27 protein-coding genes are annotated in these 26,206 nt (G+C 68.3%); 15 read left to right on the top strand and 12 right to left on the bottom strand.

Translation table 11 applies throughout. From position 1 onward, the window contains the following. The first annotated feature begins 75 nt into the window (after positions 1 to 75). Positions 76 to 1,602 (top strand): PPE family protein, encoded by a 1,527-nt coding sequence (locus tag AWC31_RS01150; RefSeq protein ID WP_085141994.1) that lies wholly within the window; start codon positions 76 to 78, stop codon positions 1,600 to 1,602. Here the strand turns inward: AWC31_RS01150 and AWC31_RS01145 are convergent. Next, complete coding sequence (locus AWC31_RS01145) at positions 1,599 to 2,354, bottom strand: hypothetical protein (protein WP_234816669.1); 756 nt, start codon at positions 2,352 to 2,354, stop codon at positions 1,599 to 1,601. The two genes, AWC31_RS01150 and AWC31_RS01145, sit on opposite strands and share 4 nt — an antisense overlap. Positions 2,355 to 2,512: 158 nt before the next feature. Between AWC31_RS01145 and AWC31_RS01140 the strand changes: the two genes are divergently transcribed. Continuing rightward, complete coding sequence (locus AWC31_RS01140; RefSeq protein ID WP_085141992.1) at positions 2,513 to 3,331, top strand: hypothetical protein; 819 nt, start codon at positions 2,513 to 2,515, stop codon at positions 3,329 to 3,331. Here the strand turns inward: AWC31_RS01140 and AWC31_RS01135 are convergent. Further along, positions 3,328 to 4,383, bottom strand: a complete 1,056-nt coding sequence (locus tag AWC31_RS01135) for a 3-deoxy-7-phosphoheptulonate synthase (RefSeq protein WP_085141990.1) — start codon at positions 4,381 to 4,383, stop codon at positions 3,328 to 3,330. The genes AWC31_RS01140 and AWC31_RS01135 overlap by 4 nt on opposite strands. Positions 4,384 to 4,654: 271 nt before the next feature. Here AWC31_RS01135 and AWC31_RS01130 point away from each other — a divergent pair, with 271 nt between their 5' ends. Then, positions 4,655 to 5,587: a LysR family transcriptional regulator gene (locus tag AWC31_RS01130; protein ID WP_085141988.1), complete on the top strand. Its 933-nt coding sequence runs from the start codon at positions 4,655 to 4,657 to the stop codon at positions 5,585 to 5,587. Positions 5,588 to 5,589: 2 nt separating this feature from the next. Here the strand turns inward: AWC31_RS01130 and AWC31_RS01125 are convergent, their stop codons facing one another. Both AWC31_RS01125 and AWC31_RS01120 read right to left on the bottom strand, forming a co-directional pair. Beyond that, positions 5,590 to 6,714, bottom strand: coding sequence for a TDT family transporter (locus tag AWC31_RS01125; RefSeq protein ID WP_234816668.1), 1,125 nt, complete (start codon positions 6,712 to 6,714; stop codon positions 5,590 to 5,592). A 76-nt stretch (positions 6,715 to 6,790) separates the two neighbouring features. After that, complete coding sequence (locus AWC31_RS01120) at positions 6,791 to 8,044, bottom strand: CynX/NimT family MFS transporter (protein WP_374214054.1); 1,254 nt, start codon at positions 8,042 to 8,044, stop codon at positions 6,791 to 6,793. 47 nt (positions 8,045 to 8,091) lie between these two features. Between AWC31_RS01120 and AWC31_RS01115 the strand changes: the two genes are divergently transcribed. After that, positions 8,092 to 8,754, top strand: a complete 663-nt coding sequence (locus tag AWC31_RS01115; protein ID WP_067851296.1) for a FadR/GntR family transcriptional regulator — start codon at positions 8,092 to 8,094, stop codon at positions 8,752 to 8,754. Positions 8,755 to 8,761: 7 nt separating this feature from the next. Here the strand turns inward: AWC31_RS01115 and AWC31_RS01110 are convergent, their stop codons facing one another. Beyond that, positions 8,762 to 10,102, bottom strand: a complete 1,341-nt coding sequence (locus tag AWC31_RS01110) for a sensor histidine kinase (protein WP_085142212.1) — start codon at positions 10,100 to 10,102, stop codon at positions 8,762 to 8,764. Positions 10,103 to 10,253: 151 nt separating this feature from the next. On the opposite strand from AWC31_RS01110, the gene AWC31_RS01105 reads away from it, so the two are divergent. Genes AWC31_RS01105 through AWC31_RS01090 form a run of 4 tightly spaced genes read left to right on the top strand, consistent with a single transcriptional unit; the run spans position 10,254 to position 12,567 of the window. Continuing rightward, the gene (locus tag AWC31_RS01105; protein WP_085141984.1) at positions 10,254 to 10,988 is read left to right on the top strand and encodes a Clp protease N-terminal domain-containing protein; all 735 of its coding nucleotides are present in this window, start codon (positions 10,254 to 10,256) and stop codon (positions 10,986 to 10,988) included. A gap of 28 nt (positions 10,989 to 11,016) precedes the next feature. Beyond that, positions 11,017 to 11,439: a PPOX class F420-dependent oxidoreductase gene (locus AWC31_RS01100; RefSeq protein ID WP_085141982.1), complete on the top strand. Its 423-nt coding sequence runs from the start codon at positions 11,017 to 11,019 to the stop codon at positions 11,437 to 11,439. Positions 11,440 to 11,486: 47 nt separating this feature from the next. After that, on the top strand, positions 11,487 to 12,014 hold the full coding sequence (locus tag AWC31_RS01095) for a hypothetical protein (RefSeq protein WP_067851290.1): 528 nt from the start codon (positions 11,487 to 11,489) through the stop codon (positions 12,012 to 12,014). 4 nt (positions 12,015 to 12,018) lie between these two features. After that, complete coding sequence (locus AWC31_RS01090; RefSeq protein WP_234790888.1) at positions 12,019 to 12,567, top strand: GNAT family N-acetyltransferase; 549 nt, start codon at positions 12,019 to 12,021, stop codon at positions 12,565 to 12,567. Here the strand turns inward: AWC31_RS01090 and zapE are convergent. Further along, positions 12,564 to 13,604 carry a cell division protein ZapE gene (gene zapE, locus AWC31_RS01085; RefSeq protein WP_085141980.1) on the bottom strand — a complete coding sequence of 347 codons (1,041 nt, stop codon included), beginning with the start codon at positions 13,602 to 13,604 and terminating at the stop codon, positions 12,564 to 12,566. The genes AWC31_RS01090 and zapE overlap by 4 nt on opposite strands. 34 nt (positions 13,605 to 13,638) lie before the next feature. Here zapE and AWC31_RS01080 point away from each other — a divergent pair, with 34 nt between their 5' ends. The 3 genes from AWC31_RS01080 to aftC are packed head-to-tail and all read left to right on the top strand — an operon-like array spanning position 13,639 to position 17,338. Beyond that, the gene (locus tag AWC31_RS01080; RefSeq protein WP_067851287.1) at positions 13,639 to 14,409 is read left to right on the top strand and encodes a pyrimidine reductase family protein; all 771 of its coding nucleotides are present in this window, start codon (positions 13,639 to 13,641) and stop codon (positions 14,407 to 14,409) included. Between the two features lie 31 nt (positions 14,410 to 14,440). Then, entirely contained in the window at positions 14,441 to 16,012 is a 1,572-nt protein-coding gene (locus AWC31_RS01075) for an alpha/beta hydrolase (protein ID WP_085142210.1), read from the top strand. Positions 16,013 to 16,033: 21 nt separating this feature from the next. Next, a complete protein-coding gene (aftC, locus tag AWC31_RS01070) occupies positions 16,034 to 17,338 on the top strand; it encodes an arabinofuranan 3-O-arabinosyltransferase (protein WP_067851285.1) in 1,305 nt (434 codons plus the stop codon). On the opposite strand, the gene AWC31_RS01065 is transcribed toward aftC, so the two are convergent. Then, positions 17,330 to 17,899 (bottom strand): class I SAM-dependent methyltransferase, encoded by a 570-nt coding sequence (locus AWC31_RS01065; RefSeq protein WP_085141978.1) that lies wholly within the window; start codon positions 17,897 to 17,899, stop codon positions 17,330 to 17,332. The genes aftC and AWC31_RS01065 overlap by 9 nt on opposite strands. Positions 17,900 to 17,975: 76 nt before the next feature. After that, entirely contained in the window at positions 17,976 to 18,728 is a 753-nt protein-coding gene (locus AWC31_RS01060) for a helix-turn-helix transcriptional regulator (protein ID WP_085141976.1), read from the bottom strand. Positions 18,729 to 18,787: 59 nt separating this feature from the next. Between AWC31_RS01060 and msrB the strand changes: the two genes are divergently transcribed. Continuing rightward, complete coding sequence (gene msrB / locus AWC31_RS01055; protein ID WP_067851280.1) at positions 18,788 to 19,204, top strand: peptide-methionine (R)-S-oxide reductase MsrB; 417 nt, start codon at positions 18,788 to 18,790, stop codon at positions 19,202 to 19,204. A gap of 453 nt (positions 19,205 to 19,657) precedes the next feature. Here the strand turns inward: msrB and hemQ are convergent, their stop codons facing one another. The 3 genes from hemQ to hemE are packed head-to-tail and all read right to left on the bottom strand — an operon-like array spanning position 19,658 to position 22,771. Further along, positions 19,658 to 20,353 carry a hydrogen peroxide-dependent heme synthase gene (hemQ, locus tag AWC31_RS01050; RefSeq protein WP_067851278.1) on the bottom strand — a complete coding sequence of 232 codons (696 nt, stop codon included), beginning with the start codon at positions 20,351 to 20,353 and terminating at the stop codon, positions 19,658 to 19,660. 4 nt (positions 20,354 to 20,357) lie between these two features. Continuing rightward, a complete protein-coding gene (locus tag AWC31_RS01045) occupies positions 20,358 to 21,713 on the bottom strand; it encodes a protoporphyrinogen oxidase (protein WP_085141974.1) in 1,356 nt (451 codons plus the stop codon). Next, positions 21,710 to 22,771 carry a uroporphyrinogen decarboxylase gene (gene hemE, locus AWC31_RS01040; protein WP_085141972.1) on the bottom strand — a complete coding sequence of 354 codons (1,062 nt, stop codon included), beginning with the start codon at positions 22,769 to 22,771 and terminating at the stop codon, positions 21,710 to 21,712. Before hemE ends, AWC31_RS01045 begins: the two co-directional genes overlap by 4 nt. A gap of 110 nt (positions 22,772 to 22,881) precedes the next feature. Between hemE and AWC31_RS01035 the strand changes: the two genes are divergently transcribed. The 3 genes from AWC31_RS01035 (at position 22,882) to AWC31_RS01025 (ending at position 25,284) form a co-directional block, all read left to right on the top strand. Then, the gene (locus AWC31_RS01035; protein ID WP_085141970.1) at positions 22,882 to 23,463 is read left to right on the top strand and encodes a DUF3000 domain-containing protein; all 582 of its coding nucleotides are present in this window, start codon (positions 22,882 to 22,884) and stop codon (positions 23,461 to 23,463) included. Between the two features lies 1 nt (position 23,464). After that, positions 23,465 to 24,712 (top strand): ribonuclease D, encoded by a 1,248-nt coding sequence (locus AWC31_RS01030; RefSeq protein WP_085141968.1) that lies wholly within the window; start codon positions 23,465 to 23,467, stop codon positions 24,710 to 24,712. Positions 24,713 to 24,780: 68 nt separating this feature from the next. Beyond that, positions 24,781 to 25,284 (top strand): phosphate-starvation-inducible PsiE family protein, encoded by a 504-nt coding sequence (locus tag AWC31_RS01025; RefSeq protein ID WP_085142208.1) that lies wholly within the window; start codon positions 24,781 to 24,783, stop codon positions 25,282 to 25,284. Here the strand turns inward: AWC31_RS01025 and AWC31_RS01020 are convergent. Then, complete coding sequence (locus tag AWC31_RS01020; RefSeq protein WP_085141966.1) at positions 25,281 to 26,186, bottom strand: TIGR03564 family F420-dependent LLM class oxidoreductase; 906 nt, start codon at positions 26,184 to 26,186, stop codon at positions 25,281 to 25,283. The two genes, AWC31_RS01025 and AWC31_RS01020, sit on opposite strands and share 4 nt — an antisense overlap. Between the last annotated feature and the right edge of the window lie 20 nt (positions 26,187 to 26,206).

The raw sequence follows: 26,206 nt of genomic DNA, 5'->3' as shown, positions 1-26,206 counted from the left end.
ATTTCGGTAAGTTAGCTTACGCTAACCAAACTTTGTTGAGTTGTACTAGCTAAAGCGACGGAGAGGAGACCGGCGATGACCGCCCCGGTGTGGATGGCGCTGCCCCCCGAAGTACATTCCACGCTCCTCAGCAGCGGGCCGGGGCCGGGCCCACTCCTCGCCGCGGCCGGCGCCTGGAATTCACTGAGCGCCGAATATGCCTCCGCGGCAGCCGAACTCAGCACTGTTCTGGGCACGGTTCAAGCCGGGGCGTGGCAGGGTCCGAGCGCCGAGCGATACGCGGCGGCACACGTCCCGTACCTGGCGTGGCTCACCCAGACCAGCGCGGCGAGCGCCGGTGTCGCGGCCCAGATCGAAACCGCGGCAGCGTCTTACAGCGCGGCGCTGGCTGCGATGCCGACCATGGCCGAACTCACGGCGAATCGAGCCACCCTCGGCGTTCTGGTGGCAACCAACTTCTTTGGAATCAACACGATCCCGATCGCGGTCAACGAGGCCGACTACATCCGGATGTGGATTCAGGCCGCGACGACGATGACCGTGTACCAGGCCACCTCGCAAGTGGCCGTGACGTCGGCACCACAGACCACGGTGGCGCCGTTCGTGCTGACCCCCGGTGTCAGCGAAACGGCAACGGCATCAGCCACTTTGATGCAGACGGCCGCACAGGCGCGGGCCACCGAGTCGGGACTTGCCCTGACCTTCGAGGACCCGATCGAGAAGTGGCTCGCCGAGAACTCCGAGCATTTCCACGGAATGTATGTCCAGCTCAAGGAATTGATCTTGCAGCCGTGGCGGATTCCCCAGATCCTCGCCGAGATCATCGCCGACCCGTCGTTGCTGTTCACCACGTACATCAACGTGTTCTTCCTCGGCGCGTACGCGGCAACCTTCGCCGTGCTGGGCACCCCGCTCTATGCCGCGGTGATCGGCGCGGTGTCTCCGGCCATGCTGGGCCTGCTCGGACTCATCGGCCTTGCGCAGAACTACAACATACCGATCGACGCACCGGCCCCCGAGGCGGTCAACCAGCCCGCTGAGCCGGCTCCGGTGGCCGCGCTGCCCGGGCCCTCGTCGCCGTCGGTGCCCGCGAGCGCGCCGGCCCCGCCGTCGCCTGCATCGCCCACGGTCGCCACGGCCCCGGCGCCGACCCCGACGGTCACCGGCGTGGAAACCAGTGCGTACGCCGTGGGCGGCGACGGCCCCGGATTCGGGTTCGGCCCGTCGATGCGAAGCAGCGCGGTCGATGTGGCGCATTCCTCGAACAGCGCCGCCGCATCCGCGGCAGCCGCGGCGTCGGCGGTCGCTCGCGACAGGTCCAAGAGCCGCAAGCGACGTGGCGCCGACGTCAAGGAACGCGGCTACCGCTACGAGTATCTGAGCATGGACGACGACGGCTCGGCTCCCCCGCCCGAGCGGGCCGCCGCTTCCGCGTCGAGCCGGGGCGCGGGCAATCTCGGATTCACCGGTACCGCAACCAAATCCACTGCCACGAACCCGGCAGGGCTGACGACGCTGGCCGAGGATTCGTACGGCAGCGGTACCGCGGTCCCGATGATGCCGGGCACGTGGAGCGCCGACGCACCGTCGGACGACCGCTAGGCACCCTCGAGATAGAGCCGCCCGGGCGGCCCGTCGATCGCCATGACCTCGTCGTAGAAGTACTCCTCGGGGCCGTCCGGCCGGTCGATCAGCAGCCGCCACGGTGTGTCGTCATCACCTTGGTCGATCACCAACCAGCCGCCGTGCGCGTCGGGCCCGAAGATCTCGGTGATCGGGACCACCCATCGGCGGCCGAGTAGTTGCACCGCCTCGGCGTTCATCGCCGCGTCCGCCGTGACGTGGGCCAGCCAATCCCGGACCGCGTGCTGCAGGCGGCTCGCGGCGAAAGTAGGTAGGCGTTCGTCGATCAGCAAGGACGTCGTCCTCGGCTGACTGCTTTCCTCCGGCCGCGTGAAACGCGTTCGGTACGCGTGGGTGCCGACGCCGTAGTCCAACGCGCGAGCGTGGGTACGAGATAGCCGTCGTTCCTGGCGGGCCGGTACCCACCACATCCAAAAGCAGCCGACGGACACGAGTATCGCGGCGGCGACCCCGAGCGCGCCGACGAGCAGTGTGGGATGGTCCTTCCACCACGCGAGCAGGGCAAGCATCGCCGTGAAGGCGCCGAATCCCACCGTGGCCGGCGGTGACGGCGTCGCGGGATGCAGCAGCACGCGACTGCCGAACACGTCGATATCGCGCCAATTCGGAACCTCCGGTCGCGGCAGCGATGGCACGCCGTGGCGCCGGGAGGCCTCCGCCCACACGTCGCGCGGCCGGCCCGGCCACTCACGTTTTCGTCTCTTCCTCACCACAGTGCTCACACCTTCATTCGCATACCTGCAGCGAACTATGTTGAACCTGTGAGCTTTTCGTGAGAATCGCCGGGATTGGGCGGTCGCGGCGTTCCGGTTGCCGCAGTTGCTGGCAAGGTGGGTGGCTCATCCAGCGGAAGTGAAGGGAGCCGCGTATGACCAGCGAGATCTCTTCCGCGATCGAGAGTCCCGCTTGGGAGGACACCCTGCCGCACTTCTCCGTCAGCGAGAAGGGCAACCGGATCACCGCACCGCCCCTCGACGCTCCGGGAATGTTGGGCTTTTTCGCCGTGGTGACGTTCGTGTTGTGGATACCGTCCGGCGCAGGTGCCGCACTGTTCTTCTACGGTGTGCGGGAGCAGAACCCGCCGGCGGTGTGGCAGTGGGTCGCCTCTGTGCTGTACACCTTCCTGCCCGGGTTGCTCATCGGCCTGACCGCCGACCAGGCCCGCGACAGATTCGGGCAGCGAACCACGGCGAATCGGATCGCGGCGATACCCGCGTTCTCCGGGGTTGGCGTCGGCCTGTTGATCGTGGCGCTGTGGGTCGGTGGATTCGATGGCGGGATCATCGCCCTGGCGAGCGTCGCGTGTTGGGCCGGCGCGGCGATCGCCACGACGAGCGCGTGGGCGGGCATCCGCTACACCCGCAGACGTCAGGCGTGGATGGCCTCGATGCGTCAGTACGGCATCCGGACACCCGGTGTCCTGCGCGATGTCACCTTTCTCGAGCGCTGGAGTGACAGCCGGCCGCTGTTCACGGTGGTCGTCGAATTCGCCGCCGAATCCGGTGCGCAGCGCGTCACCGCGAACATGGTCACCACCACGAGGCGGGTGCCGCGCCCGGGTGCCGCCGTAGTGGTCACCCGGGCGCCGCACGACCCGCACGGCGAGGTGCTCATCGAATTCGACTTCACCAAAGAGCCGGAATTCGACCGTAACGCCGCGAAGTACACGCAGCCGAGCGGTACTTAAGGCCGCTTGGCGAGCTCGCGTAACACCAGATCCGTTGTCGCCCAATCCATGCACTTGTCGGTGACCGACTGCCCGTAGGTCAGCGGCCGCGCCTCGGGCGCCTGGGCCCCGCCGACGAGGAAGCTCTCCAGCATCACGCCACTGACCGGCGCACCGTCGCGCACCATGGCGGCGACCTCGGCGGCGACGACAGCCTGGCGCACGTGGTCCTTGCCCGAATTGGCGTGGCTGCAATCGATCACGACGCGACCGGGCAACCCGGCCTTCGACAGCTTCGCCGCGGCATCCGACACGGATTCGGCGTCATAGTTGGGCCCGTCGGTCCCGCCGCGCAGAATCACGTGGCAGTCCTCGTTACCCTCCGTACTCACCACGGCGCCGCGCCCGAGATCGTCCATCCCGAAGAAAACATGCTCAGCGGCAGCGGCTTTCACACCATCCACCGCGACCTGGATGTTGCCGTCGGTGCCGTTCTTGAACCCGACCGGCATCGACAGGCCCGACGCCAGCTGCCGGTGCACTTGGGATTCAGTGGTGCGGGCGCCGATCGCGCCCCACGCCACGGCATCGGCGATGTACTGCGGGCTGGTCGGCTCCAGGAACTCACACCCGACCGGGAGTCCGATGTCGATGATGTCGAGCAGCAATTGGCGGGCGATACGCAGACCGCGAGCCACGTCGAACGTTCCGTCCATCCCCGGATCGTTGATCAGGCCCTTCCAACCGATCGTCGTGCGCGGCTTCTCGAAGTACACCCGCATCACGACCTTGAGCCGGTCCTTGAGTTCGTCGGCGACCTTGACCAGGCGGCTCGCGTACTCCAGCGCCGCGGCCGGGTCATGCACCGAGCACGGCCCCACCACGACCAGCAGTCGGTCGTCGCGTCCGGCGAGGATGTCGGCGATCTCGTCGCGGTCGCGGGCGACCCGTTCAGCGCGCCGGGCGCCCAGCGGGAACTCGGTGAGCACGTCGTGCGGGCTGGGAATGGCGCTGAAGCTGCGGATTCGCCGATCCGACGTCGCGGGCGGGTTGGCGATCTGCGCCAGATTCATGTTCGGGTGCCTTCCTGGTGGTGGGCACCTGGGTGGATGTCCGGCGCCCTTGAATGACGAAAGGCAGCAACCTGGTGGTCACTGCCTGGGCTCCGGGTGGATGCGTGCTTACTGCTGCGCTTTATCGGCTCCGCCCGGAGCCTTGATAAAGCGCCAATAGCTGGCACACACACCGATAGTCACGATGGCGACACTACACCACGGTTCACCATCGGTGACAACCTCCCCTTCCTCACAAGCCGGATTTGTGACCTGCGTTACGATTCGAGCCGTGGCCCTGAGTGCGCGAATGCCCGAGTTGGCGGCATTCGAGGTGTTGTTGGCCATCGCGCGGACCGGCAGCCTGGGCGCCGCGGGGCGGGAACTGGGACTGACCCAGCAGGCCGTGTCGTCACGGCTGGCCTCGATCGAGGCTCAGACCGGTGTTCAACTCGTCCGGCGCAGCACGCGCGGATCGCAGCTCACCCCCGCGGGCGTGGTGGTCGCCGAATGGGCCGACCAGTTGCTCGACGTGGCACAACGAGTCGACGCCGGCTTGGCCGCGATGCGCACCGAGAGCCACAATCGGCTGACCGTGGCCGCGAGTCTGACCATCGCCGAACAGCTCATGCCTCGTTGGCTGGTGTCGCTGCAGGCCGACGCGCAACGGCGGGGTGTTCGGGCTCCCGAGGTGATCCTCACCGCAGCCAACAGCGATCAGGTGATCGCAGCGGTCCGCGACGGCTCGGCCGAGCTGGGATTCATCGAATCTCCGGGCACCCCAAAGGGTTTGCACAGCCGGGTGGTGGCGCGAGACGAGCTCGTGGTGGTGGTGCCGCCGAACCACAAATGGACCCGCCGCTCAGCGGTCGGCGCCGAGGAGATCAACGGCACTCCCCTGGTGTCCCGCGAGGTCGGTTCTGGTACCAGGGATGCGCTGAGCACCGCGTTACGCGCAGCGCTGGGCGACGGTGCACAGCAAGCGGATCCCGCGATCGAATTGTCGTCTGCGGCAGCCATGCGTGCGGCGGTGCTGGCAGGCGCGGGCCCCGCCGTGATGAGCCGGCTCGCGGTCGAGGACGACCTCACCCTGGGCAGGCTGCGCGCGGTGCCGGTCGCCGAGCTCGATCTGCGCCGCGAACTGCGCGCCATCTGGCTGGGCGGGCGCACGCCACCTGCCGGAGCCGTGCGCGATCTGCTCAGCCATATCGGCGCGACGCGGTGAGTTCAGCCCCGCAGTAGCCGCCCGGACACCACGCCTTTGAGCGTCTGCGTCGCGACCGTCGCCCATGCACCGAGCAACAGCGCGTACAGCGCCACCGCGAGCCCGGACACCGCCACCGCGCCGGTGGCCACTCCCAGCGCGGACGCACCCGTCACGCACGTGCCGACCGGGAATGTGAAGCTCCACCAGGTCAGCGTGAAGGACAACCCGCGACGCGCGCCGTGCACGGTCAAAGCCGCGGCCAGACAGAACACGAACGCCCCGAACCCACCCATCACCAGTCCGTAGACGACGCCGAAGGCATGCAGTGCCGACAGCGCGGACGGGTCGGTCAGCACCGAACCGGCGTGCGCGGGAAGAAGATTGGCGGCGGTGATCGACTGACCGACGACCCCGAGCGCGATCCAGACCGTGGGAATGGCCTGCACCTCGGGGATGCCCCCGTGCACGAGCCGCGAATACACCATCGTCAGTGTGATGAAGCCGGCCAGCAGGCTCAGGCCGAACATCGCGTAGCACGCGACCAACAGGGTCATCCCGGCCTGCCCGGCACCGAGGTGACCGAGCAGCAGCGACCCGGTGGAGGCCGACACCATGGGCGGAACCACCGGCATCATCCACGCGGGTACCGCGTCCATCTGAGCGTGGTCGTGGCCGGTGATCATGACGAAGGGAAGCCACACGCTCACAACCAGTCCCAGCGCCGTCCCGGCGAGCCATAGCGCCACGCCGGCGGCCAGCGCCGCCGATTCGCCGATGACGGGCGGGCCGAGCAGCATGGCACCGGCACCCACGGTGAGCAGGGCCATGGCGGGCGCGCCGTAGAACTGGCCCATGATTCGGTGGGCCGCATAGGCTTTCGCCTGTTCGCGGTGGCGTATCCAGTGTGTGGCGAACGCCGCGGTCAACGCGACCAGCACCACGGCCGCGAGAAGCCAAACCGCGGTGGCGAACTCATGCAGACCCGGCACGTGCACCGGCAGAGTGGCCGCGGCGGTCGCGACGATGCCCGTCCCCATGACCGACGCGAACCAATTGGGCGTGATGTGGCCGAACGCCGTCTTCGTGTCGTCGAGTTCGGCATACAGCGCGGTGTGGAAGGGACGAAGGGCGAGTTCGGTGCTCACCTCGTCAATGCTGCTGCGGTAACCCGGTGGCCGGTAGTCACGACGTCGTTGTGGGATCACAAGCCAGGCTTGTGGCTCACACGTAGCGGTTGCGGCCCGCCAGCGCGCCCGCGACCATCTGCACGAGATACACCACCAGCACCATCGCCCACGGCACGGTCCAGCCGCCGGTGGCTTCGTGCAGCAACCCGAACAGGAACGGGCCGATACCGGCCAGCAGGTAGCCGAAGCCCTGCACCATTCCCGACAGCCGGGCGGTGTCCTCGGCGTTGCGGGCCCGCAGCGCGATCACGGTGAGCGCCAACGAGAACACACTCATGCCGAGCCCGACCAGCACGCTCCACAGCAGTGGCGCCGCGCCGGGGTCGACCAGTAGGCCGATCATGCCGGCGAATCCGACCACCCCGAGGCCGACGATCCACCAGCTCTGGTTCGACTGGCGTGCGGCCAGCGGCGCGATGAAGAGGCTGATCGGCACCGCGAGCACTGAGGCCAATCCGACCAGCAGCCCGGCATCGCTCTTGCTCACACCGTTGTCGATGAACACCTCGGGCAACCAGCCCATCACGACGTAGGCCAAGAACGCCTGGCAGCCGAAGAACAACGTCACGGTCCAGGCCAGTGAGCTGCGCATAAGGGACCGGGTCGATCCGCCCGACGACGAGTCCGCGGTTCTCGCGGTGGTGATGCCACGCGAGCCGAGCAGCCAGAAGACCAGCGCCAGCACGGCCAGGGTCGCCCAGCTGCCAAGCGCACCGCGCCAGCTGCCGAACACCGATTCCAGCGGCGGGGTCACGGCGGAGCCCAGCGCGCCACCGCCTTGCAAAGCCGCGGTGTAGATGCCGGTCATCAGACCGATCCGGGCCGGGAACGAGCCTTTGATGACGACCGGGATGAGGACGTTCACGAGCGCGATCCCGGCCGTCGCGACGAGCGTGCCGCCGATCACGACATAAGGGCCGTCGAGCACCCGCACCAGCAGTCCGATGCTCAGGACGGCCATGGCCACCGATATCGCGCGACCCAATCCGATCCGGTGCGCGAGCCAGGGCGCGGCGAGCCCCGCGGCGGCGAAGCACAGCCCGGGCAGCGTCGTGAGCGCGCCGGCCCATACGGCCGACGCGCCGAGCGACTCTCGCATCTCGCCCAACACGGGCCCGACGCTGGTGATGGCCGGCCGCAGGTTGAGTGCGGTGAGGACCACGGCGACGACGAGCAGGGCCCCGCCCGCCGCCATCGCTCCGGGCCGGAGCTCGGCAGCCCCGTCGAGCTCGAGTTCGAGATCGTGCTCGTAGCTGTCCAGGGATTCGCTGCGCACGTTCCGATTCACTCGGCTATGGTGCCATACATCCCATGATTGGATGAAAGGCTTTTGACGTGCCCCTCGTCACTACCCGCCGAACCGGCCTGGTCGACCAGGTGATCGAGCAGCTCCGTGCCCTGGTCAGCTCGGGCGAATGGGCGGTCAACGCGAAGATCCCGACGGAGCCCGAACTCGTCGAGGCGCTCGGCGTCGGGCGCAACACCGTCCGCGAGGCCGTCCGCGCGCTCGCCCACAGCGGGATCCTGGAAGTCCGTCAAGGCGATGGCACCTATGTACGCGCGACGAGCGAGGTATCCGGCGCCCTGCGGCGGCTGTGCGGCTCGGAGCTACGTGAGGTGTTGCAGGTGCGGCGCTGCCTGGAGATGGAGGGCGCGCGGCTCGCGGCACAGGCGCGCACCGAGCAGGATCTGGCCGAACTCCGCGCCTACTGGGACCGCCGCGACACGTCGGACCCTGAAGAATTCGCGCGCACCGACACCGAGTTCCACCTCGCGGTCGTGCAGGCCTCGCACAACAGCGTGCTGATCGAGCTCTACCGCGGATTGACCGAGGTGATCATGGCGAGCGTCGCGACGGCCAGCGCCGTGCCCGCCGGACGGTACTCGCACGATGAGCTGATCGAGGCGATCGCGGCTGGTGACGTCGAGCGGGCCGGTCGCGAGGCCAGTGGATTCCTCGACGAACTCCTGGCGCGGATGCCCAACCAGGACTGCTGAGACCGGCTCAGAACGGAGCGTCCTCCACGCGCGATCGGATGATCGGCAGCCGCAGCAACAGCCGCGCGCCTCCGAGCGGGCTGGCCTCCAACGAAGCTGTGCCGCCGTGTAATTCGGCTTGCTGCGCCACCAGGGCCAGGCCCAAACCCGAGCCCGAACGCGACGCCGTCGACCCGCGCGCGAACCGTTCGAACACCTCGGCACGTTCGGCCTCCGGCACCCCGGACCCGTTGTCGTCGACCACGATCTGCACGTCGTCGGCGGAACTCACTGCGCTGAGCCGGATTTCGGTCGCGCCGCCGTGCTTGACGGCATTGGCGATGGCGTTGTCGATCACCAGACGCAGGCCGGCGGGCATGCCGAGCATCAGCACGGTCGGCGACGGCATCAGCGTGGCCCGCAGACCCGGGTAGGTGTGCAGCGCGTCGTGCGCGGCACGGTCGAGCAGTTCGGTGACATCCATCGGCACGAAGTCCTCGACCGTCGTCAGCTCGCCCTGGGCGAGCCGCTCCAGCGCGGTCAGCGTGGCCTCGATGCGGCTCTGGGTCCGCATCACGTCGCCGATCACCTCCTGGCGCTGCTCGGCGGTCATGTCCAGCGTGGACAGCACTTCCAGATTGGTGCGCATCGCGGTCAGCGGCGTACGCAGCTCATGGGAGGCGACGGCGGCGAAGTCGCGCGCCGATTCCAGTGCGGCCTTGGTGCGTTCCTGCTCGTTGCCGATCCGGGCGAGCATGCCCTCGACGGCCTCGGCGATCTCGACCGCCTCACGTACGCCGCGCACCTGGACCTCGTCGGGATTGGACTGCGCGTTGATCGCTCGCGCCTGCTGGGCGAGCAGCCGGAACGGGTTGATCATCACCAGCGAGATCACCCACCCGACGACGACCGTGCTGCCGATGACGCCCGCGCAGATCAACACCACCCGCAGGTGCAGTTCGTCGATGCGGCGCTGGGTTTCGGCCAACGGGGCGCCGAGCGCGATGGACGCCGGGCCCGCGTTGAACGTGCGGACGCGGTACTCGACGCCGTCGATCGTGGTGTTGGCGTAGCCGTTCTCCAGTTGCGGCAGCACGATGTCGCTGGGCACCGAGACGGTGATACCGCCGATGTGCGCGGTGCGGACCAGGCCGCCGTCGTCGGGCGTCGACTCGTCGGTGTCGACCTTCGCGGTGTTGAGCAGGGTGCTCACGTCGCCGAGGCTGCTCAGGGAATCCAGCCGGCGATCGAGCTGGCTGTACTGGTCGTTGGTGACACCGATCCACACCCAGGTGCCGAGCGTCAGCACCGTGACGACCACCGAGAGCGCAGCGACGATGACGATGGTGCGCAGCGACAGCACCCGCATCACCGGCCGAAGCACCGGCCTCAGCAGCTGTATCACGCGCTCTTCGAAGTTCACCGGCGCTATCTTGCCCGATCTGCCGGATCGGCCGGAGCGACGCACGAGCGTCAACTTTTGGTTGACGAAACAAGATCGTCAACCTAGAGTTGACGGCATGGTCGAACCCGTGAAAATCAGCAATCCCGTCCGCCTCGATGACCTGATCAGCGCCATCAAGAAGGCGCACACCGAACCCCTCGAACAGCTCGTCGACGCTGTCATCGCCGCCGACGCACTCGGCGAGATCTCCGACCACCTCATCGGACATTTCGTCGACCAGGCCCGGCGCTCCGGAGCGTCATGGACCGAGATCGGCAAGTGCATGGGCGTCACCAAGCAGGCCGCCCAGAAGCGATTCGTGCCCAAAGTCCCAGACTTCGATCCCGCCGCGCTCGATCCCAACGCCGGATTCGGCCGCTTCACCCCGCGGGCCCGCAACGTCGTGGTCGTCTCGCAGAACCTGGCCCACGATGCCGGGAACCCCGAGATCACACCCGATCACCTGTTGTTGGCGTTGTTCGCCGAACCCGACGGGCTCGCGGCCAAGCTGTTGTCCAACCAGGGCATCGAAGCCGACGCCGTGCGCGCCACGGTCACGCTGCCGCCGTCGACCGGAGACGCGGGCGCACTCATCCCTTTCAGCAGCGCCGCCAAGAAGGCACTGGAGCTGACGTTCCGCCAGGCACTTCGATTGGGCCACAACTACATCGGCACCGAGCACATCGTGCTGGCGTTGATGGAAGCCGAACCCGACGACGGCCCGCTGCACCGGCTGGGCGTGGATGCCGAGCGTTTCGAGACCGAACTCGCCGCGGCGCTGGAACCGTTCATGAAAAACGAAGGGGAATGAAACCGCGGACGCATCCGTAGAAGGAAGCGTGATTCTCAACGACGCCGCGCGCGAGTTCATCGGAGCGGGAGCCGACGCCACCCTCGTCACCCTCAATCCGGACGGGAGCCCGCAGGTCACCCTCGTGTGGGTGGCCTTGCAGTCCACCCCCGACGGTGACGAGTTGGTCACCGCACACCTGGCCGAGCACAAGAAGGTCCGCAACGTCCGCCGTGATCCTCGGGTCGCGGTCACGATCGTCGACCCGGGCAAGGTCGGGCAGGTGATGCGGCCGTACCTGGCGATCAACGGCACCGCACGCGTCGTCGAGGGTGGAGCGAAGGAATTGCTCCAGAACCTCGCCCAGACCCTGGCCAACCCCGATGCGAAGTTCCCGCCCGACGACGCGCCGGACGGCTGGCTCACGCGAATCCGCATCGACAAGGTCGGCGGCGTGGGGCCATGGGCCTGACGGCCAACTGGCTGTAACACGTTTCAGTCTGTGCGATCATGCCTGGCATGCCTCGCTGGTTCGCACTCATGGTTTCTGTGCTGACGGTCGCCGCCGGCCTGCTGGCGGCGCCGTCGGCCGCCGCCGATGCCACCCCCATCGGACGGATCGGCGAAACGCTGCGGGTCGACTTCAAGGGCATCGTCGCCGACGTCACCGTGCACGACGTGCTTGCCAGTGAGGTTCCGCCCGGCTGGGGCTGGAACGGCTCGCCCCGTTGGCGGGCTCAGGGCAGCCCGTGGCGGGCGCCGGTCACGATCACCACCATCGAGGCCCCGAACCCGTACGTGATGGCGTTGGCGTTCACCTTCAACGGCGTCACGCCCTACGCCGACGCCTACCCGCCCAAGCACACCGACGCGCCGAACGCGTTGGAGGACGCCTTGCGCAACGCCCCTCCGGGAGCCACCGTCAGCGGTGACGTGTACTGGGACGTCTACCGCGCGCTCGTCACGAACGTCGTACTCGTCAACACGAAGACCGGTGAGCACCTCGCGCAGTGGAATCTGTGGCAGCCGGGTACGCCGCTACCGTAGGGGCGTGACCGATGAGCGTCTGTGTGAGGTGACCGTCGAGGTTCCGGCCCCCGCGGACCTTCCCGAACTCGCCGCCGTCGCGGCCGCCACCTTCCCGCTGGCCTGTCCCCCGTCGGCGACACCGGACAACATCGCTGCGTTCATCGCCGAGAACCTTTCGGCGCAACGCTTCGCCGGCTACCTGTCCGACCCCGAGCGGATCGTGCTGGTATCGCGTGACGGCGACGCGATCACCGGTTACGCCATGCTGATTCACGGCGTACCTGCCGACGACGATGTGCAGGGTGCGGTCACCGAACGCCCGGCGCTCGAACTGTCCAAGATCTACGTGCTCGCCGATCACCACCGTGGGGGCGCGGCTGCGGCGTTGATGGCCGAGACGCTGAAGCGGGCCGCCGACGCGGGCATGAGCTGTGTGTGGCTCGGCGTGAACCAGCAGAACGTGCGGGCTCAGCGGTTCTACGCCAAGCACGGCTTCAACATCAAGGGCACCAAGACTTTTCAGCTCGGCGCCGGTGTCGAGAACGACTACGTGATGGTGCGCACGCTCTAATTGGCCTGCTGCGCCGCAGCCGTCAGCGCCAGAAGGCGTGAGGTCGCCCGCAGGTACTTCTTGCGGAAACCACCGGCGAGCATCTCCGCGCTGAAGATCGTGTCGAGTTTCGTGCCCGACGCCAGCACCGGGATGCCCGCGTCGTAGAGCCGGTCGGTCAGCGCGACCAGCCGAAGGGCCACGCTCTGGTCCTCGATCGGGTGCACGCCGGTGATGAACACCTCGGTCACGCCGTCGATCAGCGCGTGGTAGCGCGAGGGGTGCATGGTCGCGAGATGCGTGCACAACGCGTCGAAGTCGTCGAGGGTCGCGCCGTCGACCGCGGCCGCGCGTTCGGCCACCGCGTCGTCGGAAAGCGGCTCGGGCGCAGGCGGCAGATCGCGGTGCCGGTAGTCGGGCCCCTCGATGCGCACGGTGGTGAAGATCTGCGCGAGCGTGTTGATCTCCCGCAGGAAGTCCTGAGCCGCGAACCGCCCCTCGCCGAGTTGCTCGGGCAGCGTGTTCGACGTTGCCGCGATCGACACGCCGCGCTCCACGAGCGCCGACAGCAGCCGCGAGATCAGCGTGGTGTTGCCCGGGTCGTCGAGTTCGAACTCGTCGATACACACCACGACGTAATCGGCGAGCAGGTCGATGCACTCGTTGTAACCGAACACGCCGGCCAGCTGGGTGAGTTCACCGAACGTCGCGAACGCCGTCGGGGCATCGCCCGCCGCGGAGAGCGTGTAGTACGTCGAGGCCAGCAAGTGTGTCTTGCCGACGCCGAACCCGCCGTCGAGATAGAGCCCGACGCCGGGCAGCACCTCGCGCTTGCCGAACAGCTTCTTCTTGCCGGCCCGGCGCTCGGCCGCCTGCTCGCAGAACCGGCGGCACGACTGCACCGCCGCGGCCTGCGACGGCTCGGCCGGATCGGGCCGGTAACTGTCGAAGCTGACGTCGGCGAAGGTCGGCGGTGGAATTAGCTGTGCGACCAACCTCTCCGGCGTGACCGTGGGATGACGATCGGCGAGATGGGCGACGCCGCTGGACCCGTGCATGCAGGCAGCGTAGCCACGTGCTCAAATTCTGTTTATGTCCGACGACGCCGCTGGGACACAGCTCACAGTGCTAGGGGCCGTCGATTCGGCCGCAGACGACCGCCTGCGCGACTTCTACGCCTACCCCGACAACCTGCAACGCTGCTGGGTACGCGGCAACATGATCGCGAGCCTCGACGGCGGGGCCACCGATGACGGCAAGGCCGGCGGGTTGGCCGGCGCCGGCGACCGCGCGGTGTTCAACCTCATGCGCGACGCCGCCGACGTCATCCTCGTCGGCGCGGCGACGGTGCGCATCGAGAACTACTCGGGCGCACAGCTCAGCGTCGAACAACGCCAGGCCCGCCAACGCCGCGGCCAGTCCGAGGTGCCCCCGATCGCGGTCGTCACCGCGTCCGCCGACCTCGACCACGAGGCCAAGTTCTTCACCCGCACCGAGGTCGCGCCGCTCATCCTCACCGCGGCCAACACCGTCGCCGACGCGCGGCGCCGACTGGGTGCGGTCGCCGAGGTGATCGACGCCTCCGGCTCCGACCCCGGCCGGGTCGACCCGGCCACGGCGTTGCGCGTGCTGGCCGAGCGCAAGTTGCTTCGGGTGCTCACCGAGGGCGGCCCGCAGCTGCTGAGCCTGCTGATCGAAGAGGACCTCCTCGACGAGTTGTGCCTGACGATGGCGCCCGTGCTCGTCGGTGGCGTCGCGCGGCGCATCGCCACGGGCCCCGGTCAGACACACACCCGGATGCGGCCGGCACACCTGCTGACCGACGACGAGGGCTATCTGTACACGCGTTACGTCCGGAGCTGACGAACAGAAACCTGTCGCTACTGTGGTCAGCATGCGTCATCAGCTGGTGAGGGCCCTGAGCGTGTCGACAGTTGCCGTGTCGGCACTGCTCACCGCATGCACGCCGATGTTCGCCGTCGACCCCAGGTATGCCACCGATTCCGGCGCGCACCCGCAAGGGCAGCCCGCGACGACCTCCGACGCCCCCGCCGGACCGCCTGCCATCGAAAAGCCCAAGAACGATTTGAACGGGTGGCAGGACTGCACGTCGCGACTGTTCGGCGGCGCCGGTGTCCAGCCGGTGCCCGGTGTGACGTTGCAGTGCGCGACCTACGACGCCGATCTCGACCCCATCGAAGGCGCGACCGGGACGCTCCCGATCGGTGTCGTGCAGGCGCGGTCCGCCGACACCCCGCAGGACGCCGGGCCGCTCGTGATGACGACGGGTTCCGACCTGCCGTCCTCGGCCCAGTTGCCGGTGTGGTTGTCCCGTTCGGGCAGTGACGTGCTCAAGTCCCATCCCATCGTGGCCGTCGACCGCCGCGGGATGGGCATGTCCGGCGCCATCGACTGCCGCGACCTCTACGACCGCCAGGAGATGCTGGACCAGGCGCAGTTCCAGGCCGGTGACGATCCGGTGGCCAACCTGGGCGCGATCACGGTGACCGCCACGACGAGCTGCACCGACACCATCGCCCCTGGCGACTCCGCCTACGACAACGCGCACGCCGCCGAGGATCTCGAACGGCTCCGCAGCACCTGGGACGTTCCCACGCTGGCGCTGCTCGGCGTCGGGAACGGCGCACAGGTGGCGTTGGCCTATGCCGGCTCGCACCCCAACAAGGTCTCGCGCCTGATCCTCGACTCGCCCCTGCCGCTCGCCATCGGCGCCGAGGCCGCCGCCGAACAGCGCGTAAAGGGCCAACAGGCCGCGCTCGACGCGTTCGCCGCACAGTGCATCGCGACCAACTGTCCACTCGGCCCCGACCCCAAGGGTGTGGTCGACTCGCTGCTCGCGGACGCCAGGGCCGGCCGCGGCCCTGGCGGGGCTTCGGTGGCCACCTTGGCCGAGGCCATCGCGACCAGCCTGGGATTCCCGCAGGGCGACCGCGTCGCCGCGACGAACAACCTCGCTGTTGCGCTGGCCGCGGCCCGCGACGGCGACCCCAACCCGATCACCGACCTGATCACCAAGGCCGAAGATCTCCGCCAGACCGACGGTCAGTTCGTCAACAGTTGCAGCGACGCGCTGAACCGGCCCACCCCCGACCGCGTCCGCGAACTCGTCGTCGCCTGGGGCAAGCTCTACCCGCAATTCGGTGCCGTCGGTGCGCTCGATCTCGTCAAGTGCCTGAACTGGCCGAGCGGTTCGGCTCCGGAAGAACCCAAGGATCTGAAGACGCCGGTGCTGCTGCTCGGTGTGCAGAACGACCCGATCGTCGGCAACGAAGGCGTCGCGGCCGTCGCGGCGACGATCATCAACGCGGGCGCGACCAACCGGCGCGTGATGTGGCAGGGCATCGGCCACGGCGCGTCGATCTACAGCCCATGCGCACTGCCGCCGGTGACCGCATACCTCGAAAGCGGCAAAGCTCCGGAGACCGACACGTACTGTCCTGCCTGACGCCTGGCCGAATATCGGTCGGTGTACGGTTCGCTGGTGGCGGCGACAGATTCCACGACTAATCGCATGAGTACCGGTCTCCTGAACGCGTTCCGTCCACGCACCTCCCCGCCCGGCATCGCCACGGTGCTGCGCTCGGTGCTGTGGCCGGTCGCGATTCTGTCGATCATTCATCGCAGCTACGTGCTGGCGACCAACGGATACATCACCGACGACTTCGGACCGGTGTACCGCGCGGTGATCAACTTCAAGCTCGGGCTCGACATCTACAACGAGCACTTCGAGTACGTCGATCCGCACTACCTGTACCCACCAGGCGGGACGCTGCTGCTCGCACCGTTCGGCTACCTGCCCGTCGACGCGTCGCGGTACTGGTTCATCTTCTTCAACACCGTCGCGATCATCCTCGCGGCGTATTTCCTCGTCCGCCTGTTCAAGTACTCGTTCACCTCAGTGGCCATGCCAGCGCTGCTGCTGGCCATGTTCTGCACCGAATCGGTGACCAACACACTGGTGTTCACCAACATCAACGGCTGCATCCTGCTGTGCGGTGTGTTGTTCTTCCGCTGGCTGCTGGCCGGCGGCGTTCGCAACGAGCTACTCGCCGGTGTCGCGATCGGGTTGACGCTCGTGGTCAAACCCTCACTGGCGCCGCTACTGCTGCTGCCGCTGCTCAACCGGCAGTTCTACACGTTCATCACGGCCCTGGGTGTGCCGGTGCTGTTCAACGCGGTGGCCTGGCCGCTGGTCTCCGATCCCATGGGGTTCGTGCGCAACACCGTGCCCTACATCTTGTCCACGCGCGACTACTTCAACAGCTCGATCCTGGGCAACGGCATCTACTACGGGCTGCCCATGTGGCTGATCCTGTTGCTGCGCATCGTGTTCCTGCTGCTGGCGGTTGGCAGCCTGTGGCTGCTGTACCGCCACTACCGCGAACGCGATCCGCTGTTCTGGATGCTGACGTCCTCGGGTGTGCTGCTGATCGCGTCGTTCCTGGTGCTGTCCCTGGGCCAGGGCTACTACTCGATGATGTTGTTCCCGTTCCTGATGACGGTGGTGCTGCCGAACTCGGTGATCCGCAACTGGCCGGCGTGGCTCGCGATCTACGGGTTCATGACGATGGACCGCTGGCTGCTCGGACACTGGCCGACCACCGGGCGGTTCCTGGAGTACATGAAGATCACCTACGGCTGGTCGCTGATGCTCGTGGTGGTGTTCTGCGTGCTGTACTTCCGCTACCTCGACGCCAAACAGGACGGCCGGCTCGACGAGGGAATCGATCCGCCGTGGCTGAGCCGGGCCCGCGCCACCGAGTCAGTGTGACGCGAACTGCATGACCTGGCCGGCCAGCCGGGTCTGCGTCCGCATCGTGAGTCCGTGTTCGGCACACACGGATTCGAGTTCGCCGGGATTCACGAGGCGGAACGGCGAGCGGTCGAGCCGGTGGATCGTGGTGGCCAGCGGGCTGCGCACGAGGTCGTAGCCGACGAAAACCCCGCCCGGGCGCAGCACGCGGGCGATCTCGGCGATCGCCTTCTCCCACTCGACGATGTGGTGCAACATCAGGCAGCTGAGCACCGAATCGAACGAAGCGTTGGCGAACGGTAGGTCGGTGGCATCGGCGGCCTGGACCGTGACGTCGGGATACCGGCGCAGGCGCCCGGTCGCCGCCCGGACCATGACGGGGTCGAAGTCGGTCGCGGTGATGGCGAGATCCTGGCGCGCCTGACGCAACCGGGCTGCGATATCGCCGCTGCCCGAACCGATTTCGAGCACGTCACGCCCCAGCCGGTCGGTCGGCAGGCTGCCGAGCACGGCATTGCCGCTGCCCCGCCACAACATTCCCTTGCAGAACGCACGCTCGACTCGTGACATCGCTGGCATATCGGCTCCCGGTTGTCAGTGTTCGACATCGAGCATCACGCGGCCGAGCGCCCGGCGCTTGAACAGATCCGTCCGATCAGCGTGCGGTCAACGCGCGCAACACATCGCTGGGTGCGATTCCGGTGAGCTCGCGGCACACCCGCGTCGCATGGGCGCCGTCGGCGAAACCGGCCCGGTGTGCGGCATCGGTGATCGATGCCCCCTGCGACAGGTGCTCGAGCGCCGCCAGCAACCGCGTCCAGCGGGCCGACGCCGCGAACGACGCCCCGGTCTGCTTCTTGAACAGCCGCCCGAGATAGTCGGGTGACAACGCCACCTCACCGGCGACCGAGCTCAGGGCGGTGCGGTTCGGCATCCTGGCCGCGAGCACTTCGATCGCCTGCCGCACCTGCGGGTGCACCGCGTTGCCGGTTTCTGCGTCGGCCCGGGCCAGCAGGTCGGCGATCACGAGGTCGGCGGCTGCGGACAGGTCGTCGTTGTGTACCGCCGTTGCGACCGATTCGACGAGTTCGCCGTCGTCGATCGCCCACACTCCCGGCACCGCGCCGTTGGCGGTGCTGAGCGCGTGAAGCGCTGCGGCAGTGGAGGTTTGCGGGCTCAGATACACGGACAAGGCGGCGCTCGCTCCGGCCGACCGCAGCGCATGCCGAGCACCACCGGCGACGACCGCAACCCGGCACTGCTGCGCCGAACCGTCGTCGGCGACCATCGACAACGCGCCGTCAAGCCCTACCGCGAGCTGAACCGCGGGATGGTGGTGCACCGCGATGTCCCCGAACGAGCCCGCCACGACCATCTCACCGGGCCGGCTGATCCATGCACCGCGCATACCGCAGGCTATCGCCGGCCGATCTGGCGCGCTGCAGTCCCCGGACGTAACTTGGGGATATGACGATTCCCGGTCCCAAGCTGGAACTGACCGATGACGAATGGCGTGCGAAGCTCACCCCCGAAGAGTTCGCCGTACTGCGCCGAGCCGGCACCGAACGGCCGTTCACCGGGGAGTACACCGACACCAAAACCGAGGGCGTCTACGAATGCCGGGCCTGTGGTGCCGAGCTGTTCCGCAGCAGCGAGAAGTTCGAATCCCATTGCGGGTGGCCGTCGTTCTTCGACCCGGCGAACTCCGACGCGGTGATCCTGCGGTCCGACAACTCGCTGGGAATGCGCCGCGTCGAGGTGTTGTGCGCCAACTGCCACAGCCACCTCGGGCACGTGTTCGAAGGTGAGGGCTACCCGACGCCGACCGATCAGCGCTACTGCATCAACTCCATCTCACTGAAGCTGGTGCCTGCCGAGGGCTGAGGGGCTTCGTTCGCGTGTGTGTGCGTTGGCCGCGCCTGGCCGCGCCTGGCCGCGCCTGGCCGCGCCATTGTCACGCTAGCGTGGCTGTCGACGCCGAGCGTCACGCCAGCGTGACAATCGCGGCCCAGCGTGGGATGCCATCGGAGAATCAGGGCCCCACCGCTGCTCCAGCGTGACAACCGAGCCCAACAGCCACGCCAGCGTGACAAACGCGGCCCAGCGTGGGATGCCATCGGAGAATCAGGGCCCCACCGCTGCTCCAGCGTGACAAACAAGCCCAACAGCCACGCCAGCGTGACAAACGCGACCCAGCGTGGGATGCCATCGGACAATCAGGGCCCCACCGCTGCTCCAGCGTGACAACCGAGCCCGCCAGCCACTCCAGCGTGACAAACGCCGCCCAAGCAGCCAAGCAGCCAAGCAACCGTGGGGCGGCGTGCCCCGCCCCGGAAACTACGGCAGCTTGGCGATGAGATCTTCGACGCTGACGCGCGGGCCGGTGAAGAACGGCGTCTCCTCGCGGACGTGGCGGCGGGCGTCGGTGGCTCGCAGGTCACGCATGAGGTCGACGATCCGGTGCAGTTCGGGCGCCTCGAAGGCCAGGATCCACTCGTAGTCGCCGAGCGCGAACGCAGGCACGGTGTTGGCGCGCACATCCTTGTAGCCGCGGGCGGCCATGCCGTGCTCAGAGAGCATGCGGCGGCGTTCTTCGTCTTCGAGCAGGTACCACTCCAGCGACCGCACGAACGGGTACACGCAGATGTAGTTGCCCGGGTCCTCGCCGGCCAGGAATGCCGGGATGTGGCTCTTGTTGAATTCGGCGGGCCGGTGGAGTGCGACGTTGCTCCACACCGGGTCGCTGGCTCGGCCGAGCGCGGTGGTGCGGCGGAAGTCGGAGTACGTCGCCTGCAGCGCCTCGACCTTTTCGGCGTGCGTCCAGATCATGAAGTCGGCGTCGGCCCGGAACCCGGCCACGTCGTAGAGGCCGCGGACCACGACGCCGCGTTCCTCCTGCTGTTTGAAGAAGGTGGCGGCCTCGTCGATGACGTCGGCGCGGTCCTCGCCCAGCTCTCCCGGGTTCACCGTGAAGACCGAGAACATCAGGTAGCGGATGGTGGAGTTGAGTGCGTCGAAGTCGAGCTTGGCCATACGCCTATCGTGCCACGCCGCTGTTGACGAGTGCGGTGGCCGCTCGGGTGGCTGTCCCCACACAGGCAGGCACTCCGATGCCGTCGAGGTAACCGCCCGCGACCACGAGCGTCGGCGGCAAGCCGGCCCGTAGCTCGGCGATCAGATCGGCGTGCCCGGGACCGTATTGCGGCATGGCATCGATCCAGCGGTGCACGTGGCAGTCGACTGGTTCCACGGCGATGCCGAACAGGGTCTGCAGGTCGCGCATCGACCACGCCAGCAGGTCCTCGTCGCCGGTGCTGCGCGCGAGATCGTCGCCGTAGCGGCCGAACGACAACCGCAGCAGTTCGACGTTTCCGCGCCGTCCCCATTTACGCGACGTCAGCGTTACGGCCTTGGCGTTCAAGCGCTCTCCGCTCACGACCAGCACCCCCGACTGCTGCGGCAACGGCGTGCCTCCCGGCAGGGCCAGGGCCACGACGGCCGCCGACGCGACGCGGATCCGCCGGGCCGCCGCCGCGGTGCGGGGCGCGATGTGCTCGATGAGCTTGGGCAGGCCGGGCGCCGGGACCGCCAGGACCACCCCGTCGGCGCGCCATCTGTTGCCTTCGTCGTCGAGGACTTCCCAGCCTCTGGTTCCACGGTCGACGCGGACGGCGGCCACCTGCGCCCACCGCACGCCGGCCCGCCGCTGCAGTTCCTCGAGCAGCACCGTGTAGCCGCCGTCGAGCGCACCGAACACCGGACCGGTGACCGGCGGCCCGAGCGCGTCGCGGACCGCTTCGGTGAGGTTGCGCGCGCCCCGGTCGAGTGCGGCGGCCAGGGTCGGAACGGCCGACCGCAGCCCGATGGTCGCGGCAGAGCCCGCATACACCCCGGTCAGCAGCGGATCGACGGATCGCTGCACGACCTGTTGCCCGAAGCGGTCGCCGACGAGTTCGGCGACCGATGGGTCCGCGCCGGGCCGCCAGCTGAATGGCCGGGTGCGTTCGTCGAGGATGCGGGCCACGGTCGCGTCATCGACCAACCCGAGCACCGACGAGGCCTGCGCGGGTATGCCCTGTAACGTGCCCTGCGGCAAAGGATGCAGCCGAGCGCCGCTGTAGATGAGTGGGCGCACGCCCGTGGTGCCGATCTGACGGCCGGCCAGGCTGAGCTCGGCGAGCAGTGCCGGCATCTCGGGGCGCCGGGCGACGAACGCCTCGGCACCGACATCGAGTGACTGTCCGCCGACCCGCTCGGTGCGCAGTACGCCACCGAGGCGGTCGGCCGGGTCCAACAACGTGATATCGGCGTGCGGCCCCGCCGCCATCCTCAACCGGTAGGCCGCGACGAGCCCGGAAATGCCGCCGCCGACAACGCAATATGCGGCACTCACAGTGAGTGCACCAGTGTCACCGCCTCGGTGATGATGCCGGGATCGGATGCCGGCAGCACACCGTGACCCAGGTTGAACACGTGACCCGCGGCCCCGGCCGCGACCGCACGCCTGCCGTCCTCGACCACCTGGCGCACCGCGGGCTCGACCACGGGCCAGCCGGCAAGCAACACGACCGGGTCGAGATTTCCCTGCAGTGCGGTGCCGGGCACGACGCGGGCGGCGGCGTCGACGAGCGAGGTCCGCCAATCCACGCCGACCACCTTGGCGGGCGCCGAACCCAGTGCCTCGGACATCGCGCCGAGCAGCTCGGCGGTTCCGACGCCGAAATGAGTCATCGGCACCTCCGCGGCGGCCATGGTGGCGAACACCCGGCTGCTGTGCGGCAACACGTAGCTGCGGTAATCGGCCAATGACAGCGTCCCCGCCCAGGAGTCGAACACCTGAAGGGCATCCACGCCGGCGTCGACCTGGGCCTGCAGGAACGCGATGGTGAGGTCGGTGAGCGCCGACATCAGGGCGTGCCAGGTCGCCGGCTCACCGAGCATCATGGCCTTGGTGCGCTCGTGGTGACGGCTCGGGCCGCCCTCCACGAGATAGGAAGCGAGGGTGAACGGCGCCCCGGCGAATCCGATCAGCGGCACGTCGCCCAATGCCGAGACCAAAAGCTCCACGGCGTCGGAAATCGGTGAAACCTGCTGCGGTTCAAGCGGCCTCATGCCTTGGACATCAGCGATAGTGCGGATCGGGTTGTCGATGACGGGCCCGACGTCGGGCACGATGTCCAGCCCGATACCGGCGGCTTTGAGCGGCACCACGATGTCGGAGAACAAGATGGCCGCGTCCACCCCGTGGCGGCGCACGGGTTGCAGCGTGATCTCGCAGACCAGTTCGGGGTCGAAGCAGGCCTGCAGCATCCGGTGCTGCGCGCGCAGCTCCCGGTACTCCGGCAAAGACCGGCCGGCCTGGCGCATGAACCACACCGGCACACGGTGCGGGGTGCGGCCGCTGACGGCGGCCAAATAGGGCGAGGAGGGCAGCTCCCGGCGGGTATTCATCGGCTCCTATGGTGCCATGAGCCCATTTCGGGGGCTGTTGTGCGCTCTGGGGCGCCTTATTACGGCGCGCCTGCCCACGGTGCTGGCCACATCGGCTAGCGTCAAACGCCGTGACCTCTGCCGAACCGGCTCAGTTCCGGACGGCGGTGGCGGCGATGAATGCCACCACCGTGCGGCCGGAAATCGAGCTGGGCCCGATCCGTCCGCCGCAGCGGCTGGCGCCCTACAGCTACGCCCTGGGCGCCGAGGTCCGGCATCCGGAGACCACGATCGTTCCCGAGCGGTCCGAAGGTGACGCATTCGGCCGGTTGATCTTGCTGCACGACCCCGACGGGGCCGAAGCCTGGGACGGCACCATGCGACTGGTCGCCTACATCCAGGCCGACCTGGATTCCAGCGAAGCCGTCGACCCGCTGCTGCCTGAGGTGGCCTGGAGTTGGCTGGTGGATGCCCTGGAAACCCGAGCCGAGCACGTCACCGCGCTCGGCGGAACGGTCACCGCAACCACCTCGGTGCGCTACGGCGACATCTCCGGCCCGCCGCGGGCGCATCAGCTGGAATTGCGCGCGTCGTGGACGGCCACCACGTTGGAGCTGGGCCCGCACGTGGAGGCGTTCTGTGAAGTTCTCGAGCACGCCGCCGGCCTGCCGCCGGTCGGCGTGACCGACCTGAGTTCCCGCACCCGCGCGTGAGATGACCGACGGGGACACCGAGCAGACCGAGCCTGTCGAGGCCGACGCGACCCCGCTGCTGGCGCCGGCCGACGGCGTGCCCGACGTGTGCGTCACGGCCGAGGAAATCTCTTCTGCGGCAGCGGTTCTCGCGCGCGGCAGCGGCCCGTTCGCCATCGACGCCGAACGCGCGTCAGGTTTCCGGTACTCCAACCGGGCATACCTCATTCAGATCCGCCGTTCCGGGGCAGGCACCGCGCTGATCGACCCGGTCAATCACGGCGGCTCCCCCATCGACGCACTCGCGCCGGTTTCGGCGACGCTCGCCCAGGACGAATGGGTGTTGCACGCCGCCGACCAGGACCTCCCGTGCCTGGCCGAGATCGGCTTACGCCCGGGCAAACTGTACGACACCGAGTTGGCGGGCCGGCTCGCCGGATTCGAGCGGGTCAACCTGGCCGCGATGGTGCAGCGCCTGCTGGGCCTGCAGCTGATGAAAGGCCATGGCGCCGCCGACTGGTCGAAGCGGCCACTACCCGCGGAATGGCTGAACTACGCGGCACTGGATGTCGAGGTCCTGCTGGAACTGCGTGACGCAATCGCCGCCGTGCTCGAAGAGCAGGGCAAAACCGATTGGGCGGCACAGGAATTCGAGTATCTGCGAACCTACGTCGCCTCACCCACCCGGCGGGACCGCTGGCGGCGCACGTCGGGAATCCACAAGGTCCGCAACCCCCGGGCGCTGGCCGCCGTACGCGAGCTCTGGACCACACGTGACAACATCGCCCGCAGCCGCGACATCGCGCCCGGCCGGATCCTGCCGGACGCCGCGATCGTCAACGCCGCGACCGTCGATCCCAAAACCTTGGACGAACTGACGGCGCTGCCGATCTTCGGTGGGTCCAAACAACGGCGCAGTGCCCAGATCTGGCTGGACGCGCTGAAGCGGGCGCGCGAGAATCCCGACCCGCCGCAGACCGCGGAGGCCCCGAACGGGCCGCCCCCGGCGGCGCGCTGGGCGCGGCGCAAACCGGAAGCCGCGGCGCGGCTTGAGGCGGCGCGGGCGGCGCTTGCCGAACTGTCGGAACGGGTGTCGGTGCCGACCGAGAACCTCATCACGCCCGAGGTGGTTCGACGCCTGTGCTGGGATTGGCAACCCGTGGCCGACGTCGCGACGGCGATCGAGGAATTCTTGGTGGCCAATCAGGTCCGGCCGTGGCAACGCGAACTCACGGTGCCGGTGCTGACGTCAGCACTCAAGACCGACTGAACCACCGACCGTCGGCACGGGCGTCAATTCCGGTATGGCGACCCCCGGACTGCAATAACGTCTGTGTGGTGGCGACGCGCGAAGACACCGAAGGCGAACAGGAGCGGGAGCGGTTCGCCGACCGCGCGTTGAGGATCGCCGAGGACACGGTCTATTGGTCGATCGCCGTGCTCCTGCTTGCCGGGTGCGTCGTGTTGATCGTCGCTCAGGTCAACGTCATCCTGCGGTTGCGCGACAACCCGGCGACGACCATCATGCTGGAGCTGCTCGACGGCCTGCTGCTGGTCTTCATCTTCGTCGAGCTTCTCTACGCGGTGCGCACATCGCTGCGGTCGCGCGAACTCGTCGCCGAGCCGTTCCTGATCGTCGGCATACTCGCCTGCATCAAGGAGATCGTCGTGCTGTCGGTGGACGCGGCCAAGCTGCTCGACAAGGGCCCGGAGTTCGCCCGGGCCATCGTTCAGGTCGGTGTGCTCGGCGGTCTGGTGCTCGTGCTCGCGGCCGCCATCTTCGTACTGCGGTTACAGCGCCGCAACGCCGACCACATGCGCGACAAACCCGACGACGCCTAGCCGAGACCCCGGCCGAGCACCTCGATCGTGGCGGCCCGCTCGTCGGGACTGCCGAAGATGTTGGCGCACAACTCCGTAGCGCCTGCGCCGGCCACTCCCCCGATGAGGTCGAGCACTTCATCCGCCGACCCGATCAGCGCCGCGTCTCCGGCATGCGTGAAGCCTTCCCGGTCGAGCATCGCGCGATAGGACGGCACGTCGCTGTAGGCCGCGAACTCCCGGCGTGCCGCGTCGCGGGCCGCGGCTGGGTTGTCCGTGACACAAACCGGCAGTCCCGCGATCATCCGCGGCGCCGGACGCTGCGCGTGTTCGGTGGCCGCGGCGATGGTCGGCACGATGTGCTCGGTGAGCGTGCGCACCCCGGTCATCCAGGTCACGGTCCCGTCGGCGTGGGCACCGGCCAGCCGCAGCATCGCCGGGCCCATCGCGGCCAGCACGATGTCGGGTGGTTCGATGCCCGGTAGCTCCAGCGGCCGCAGCGTGGTGGCGCTGAGCTCCTCACCACGAAACTCGACATCGTCGCCGGCCATGGCGGGCACCACGATCCGGAGGAACTCGGCCATCCGGTGCCGGGGCCGGTCGAAGTCCATGCCCCACACGTTCTCGACGACGAACCGGTGCGATGTTCCCAGCCCCAGCGTGAACCGGCCGCCCGCCGCGGCCTGCGTCGTCATCGCCGACTGCGCAAGCACCACCGGATGCGTCGGGTAGATCGGCAAGACCGCCGTCCCCAGACGCAACGACGTGGTTCTTCCGCCGGCCATGGCAAGCGCCGTCAGCGCGTCCCAACCGAAGATCTGGGGCACCCAGGCACCGTGAAAGCCGGCCTGTTCGCACGTGACGATGTCGTCGACGAACGTGTCGAGGCCGCCCGTCGGGAAGACCAATCTGCTGATGTGCATGTGGTCGGTGGCTGCCCGCC

It is taken from the genome of Mycolicibacterium wolinskyi (assembly GCF_002101965.1).
Taxonomy (GTDB): Bacteria; Actinomycetota; Actinomycetes; order Mycobacteriales; family Mycobacteriaceae; genus Mycobacterium; species Mycobacterium wolinskyi.
Note: the sequence above shows the minus strand (reverse complement) of the source record. Positions and strands in the feature narration are given on the sequence as shown.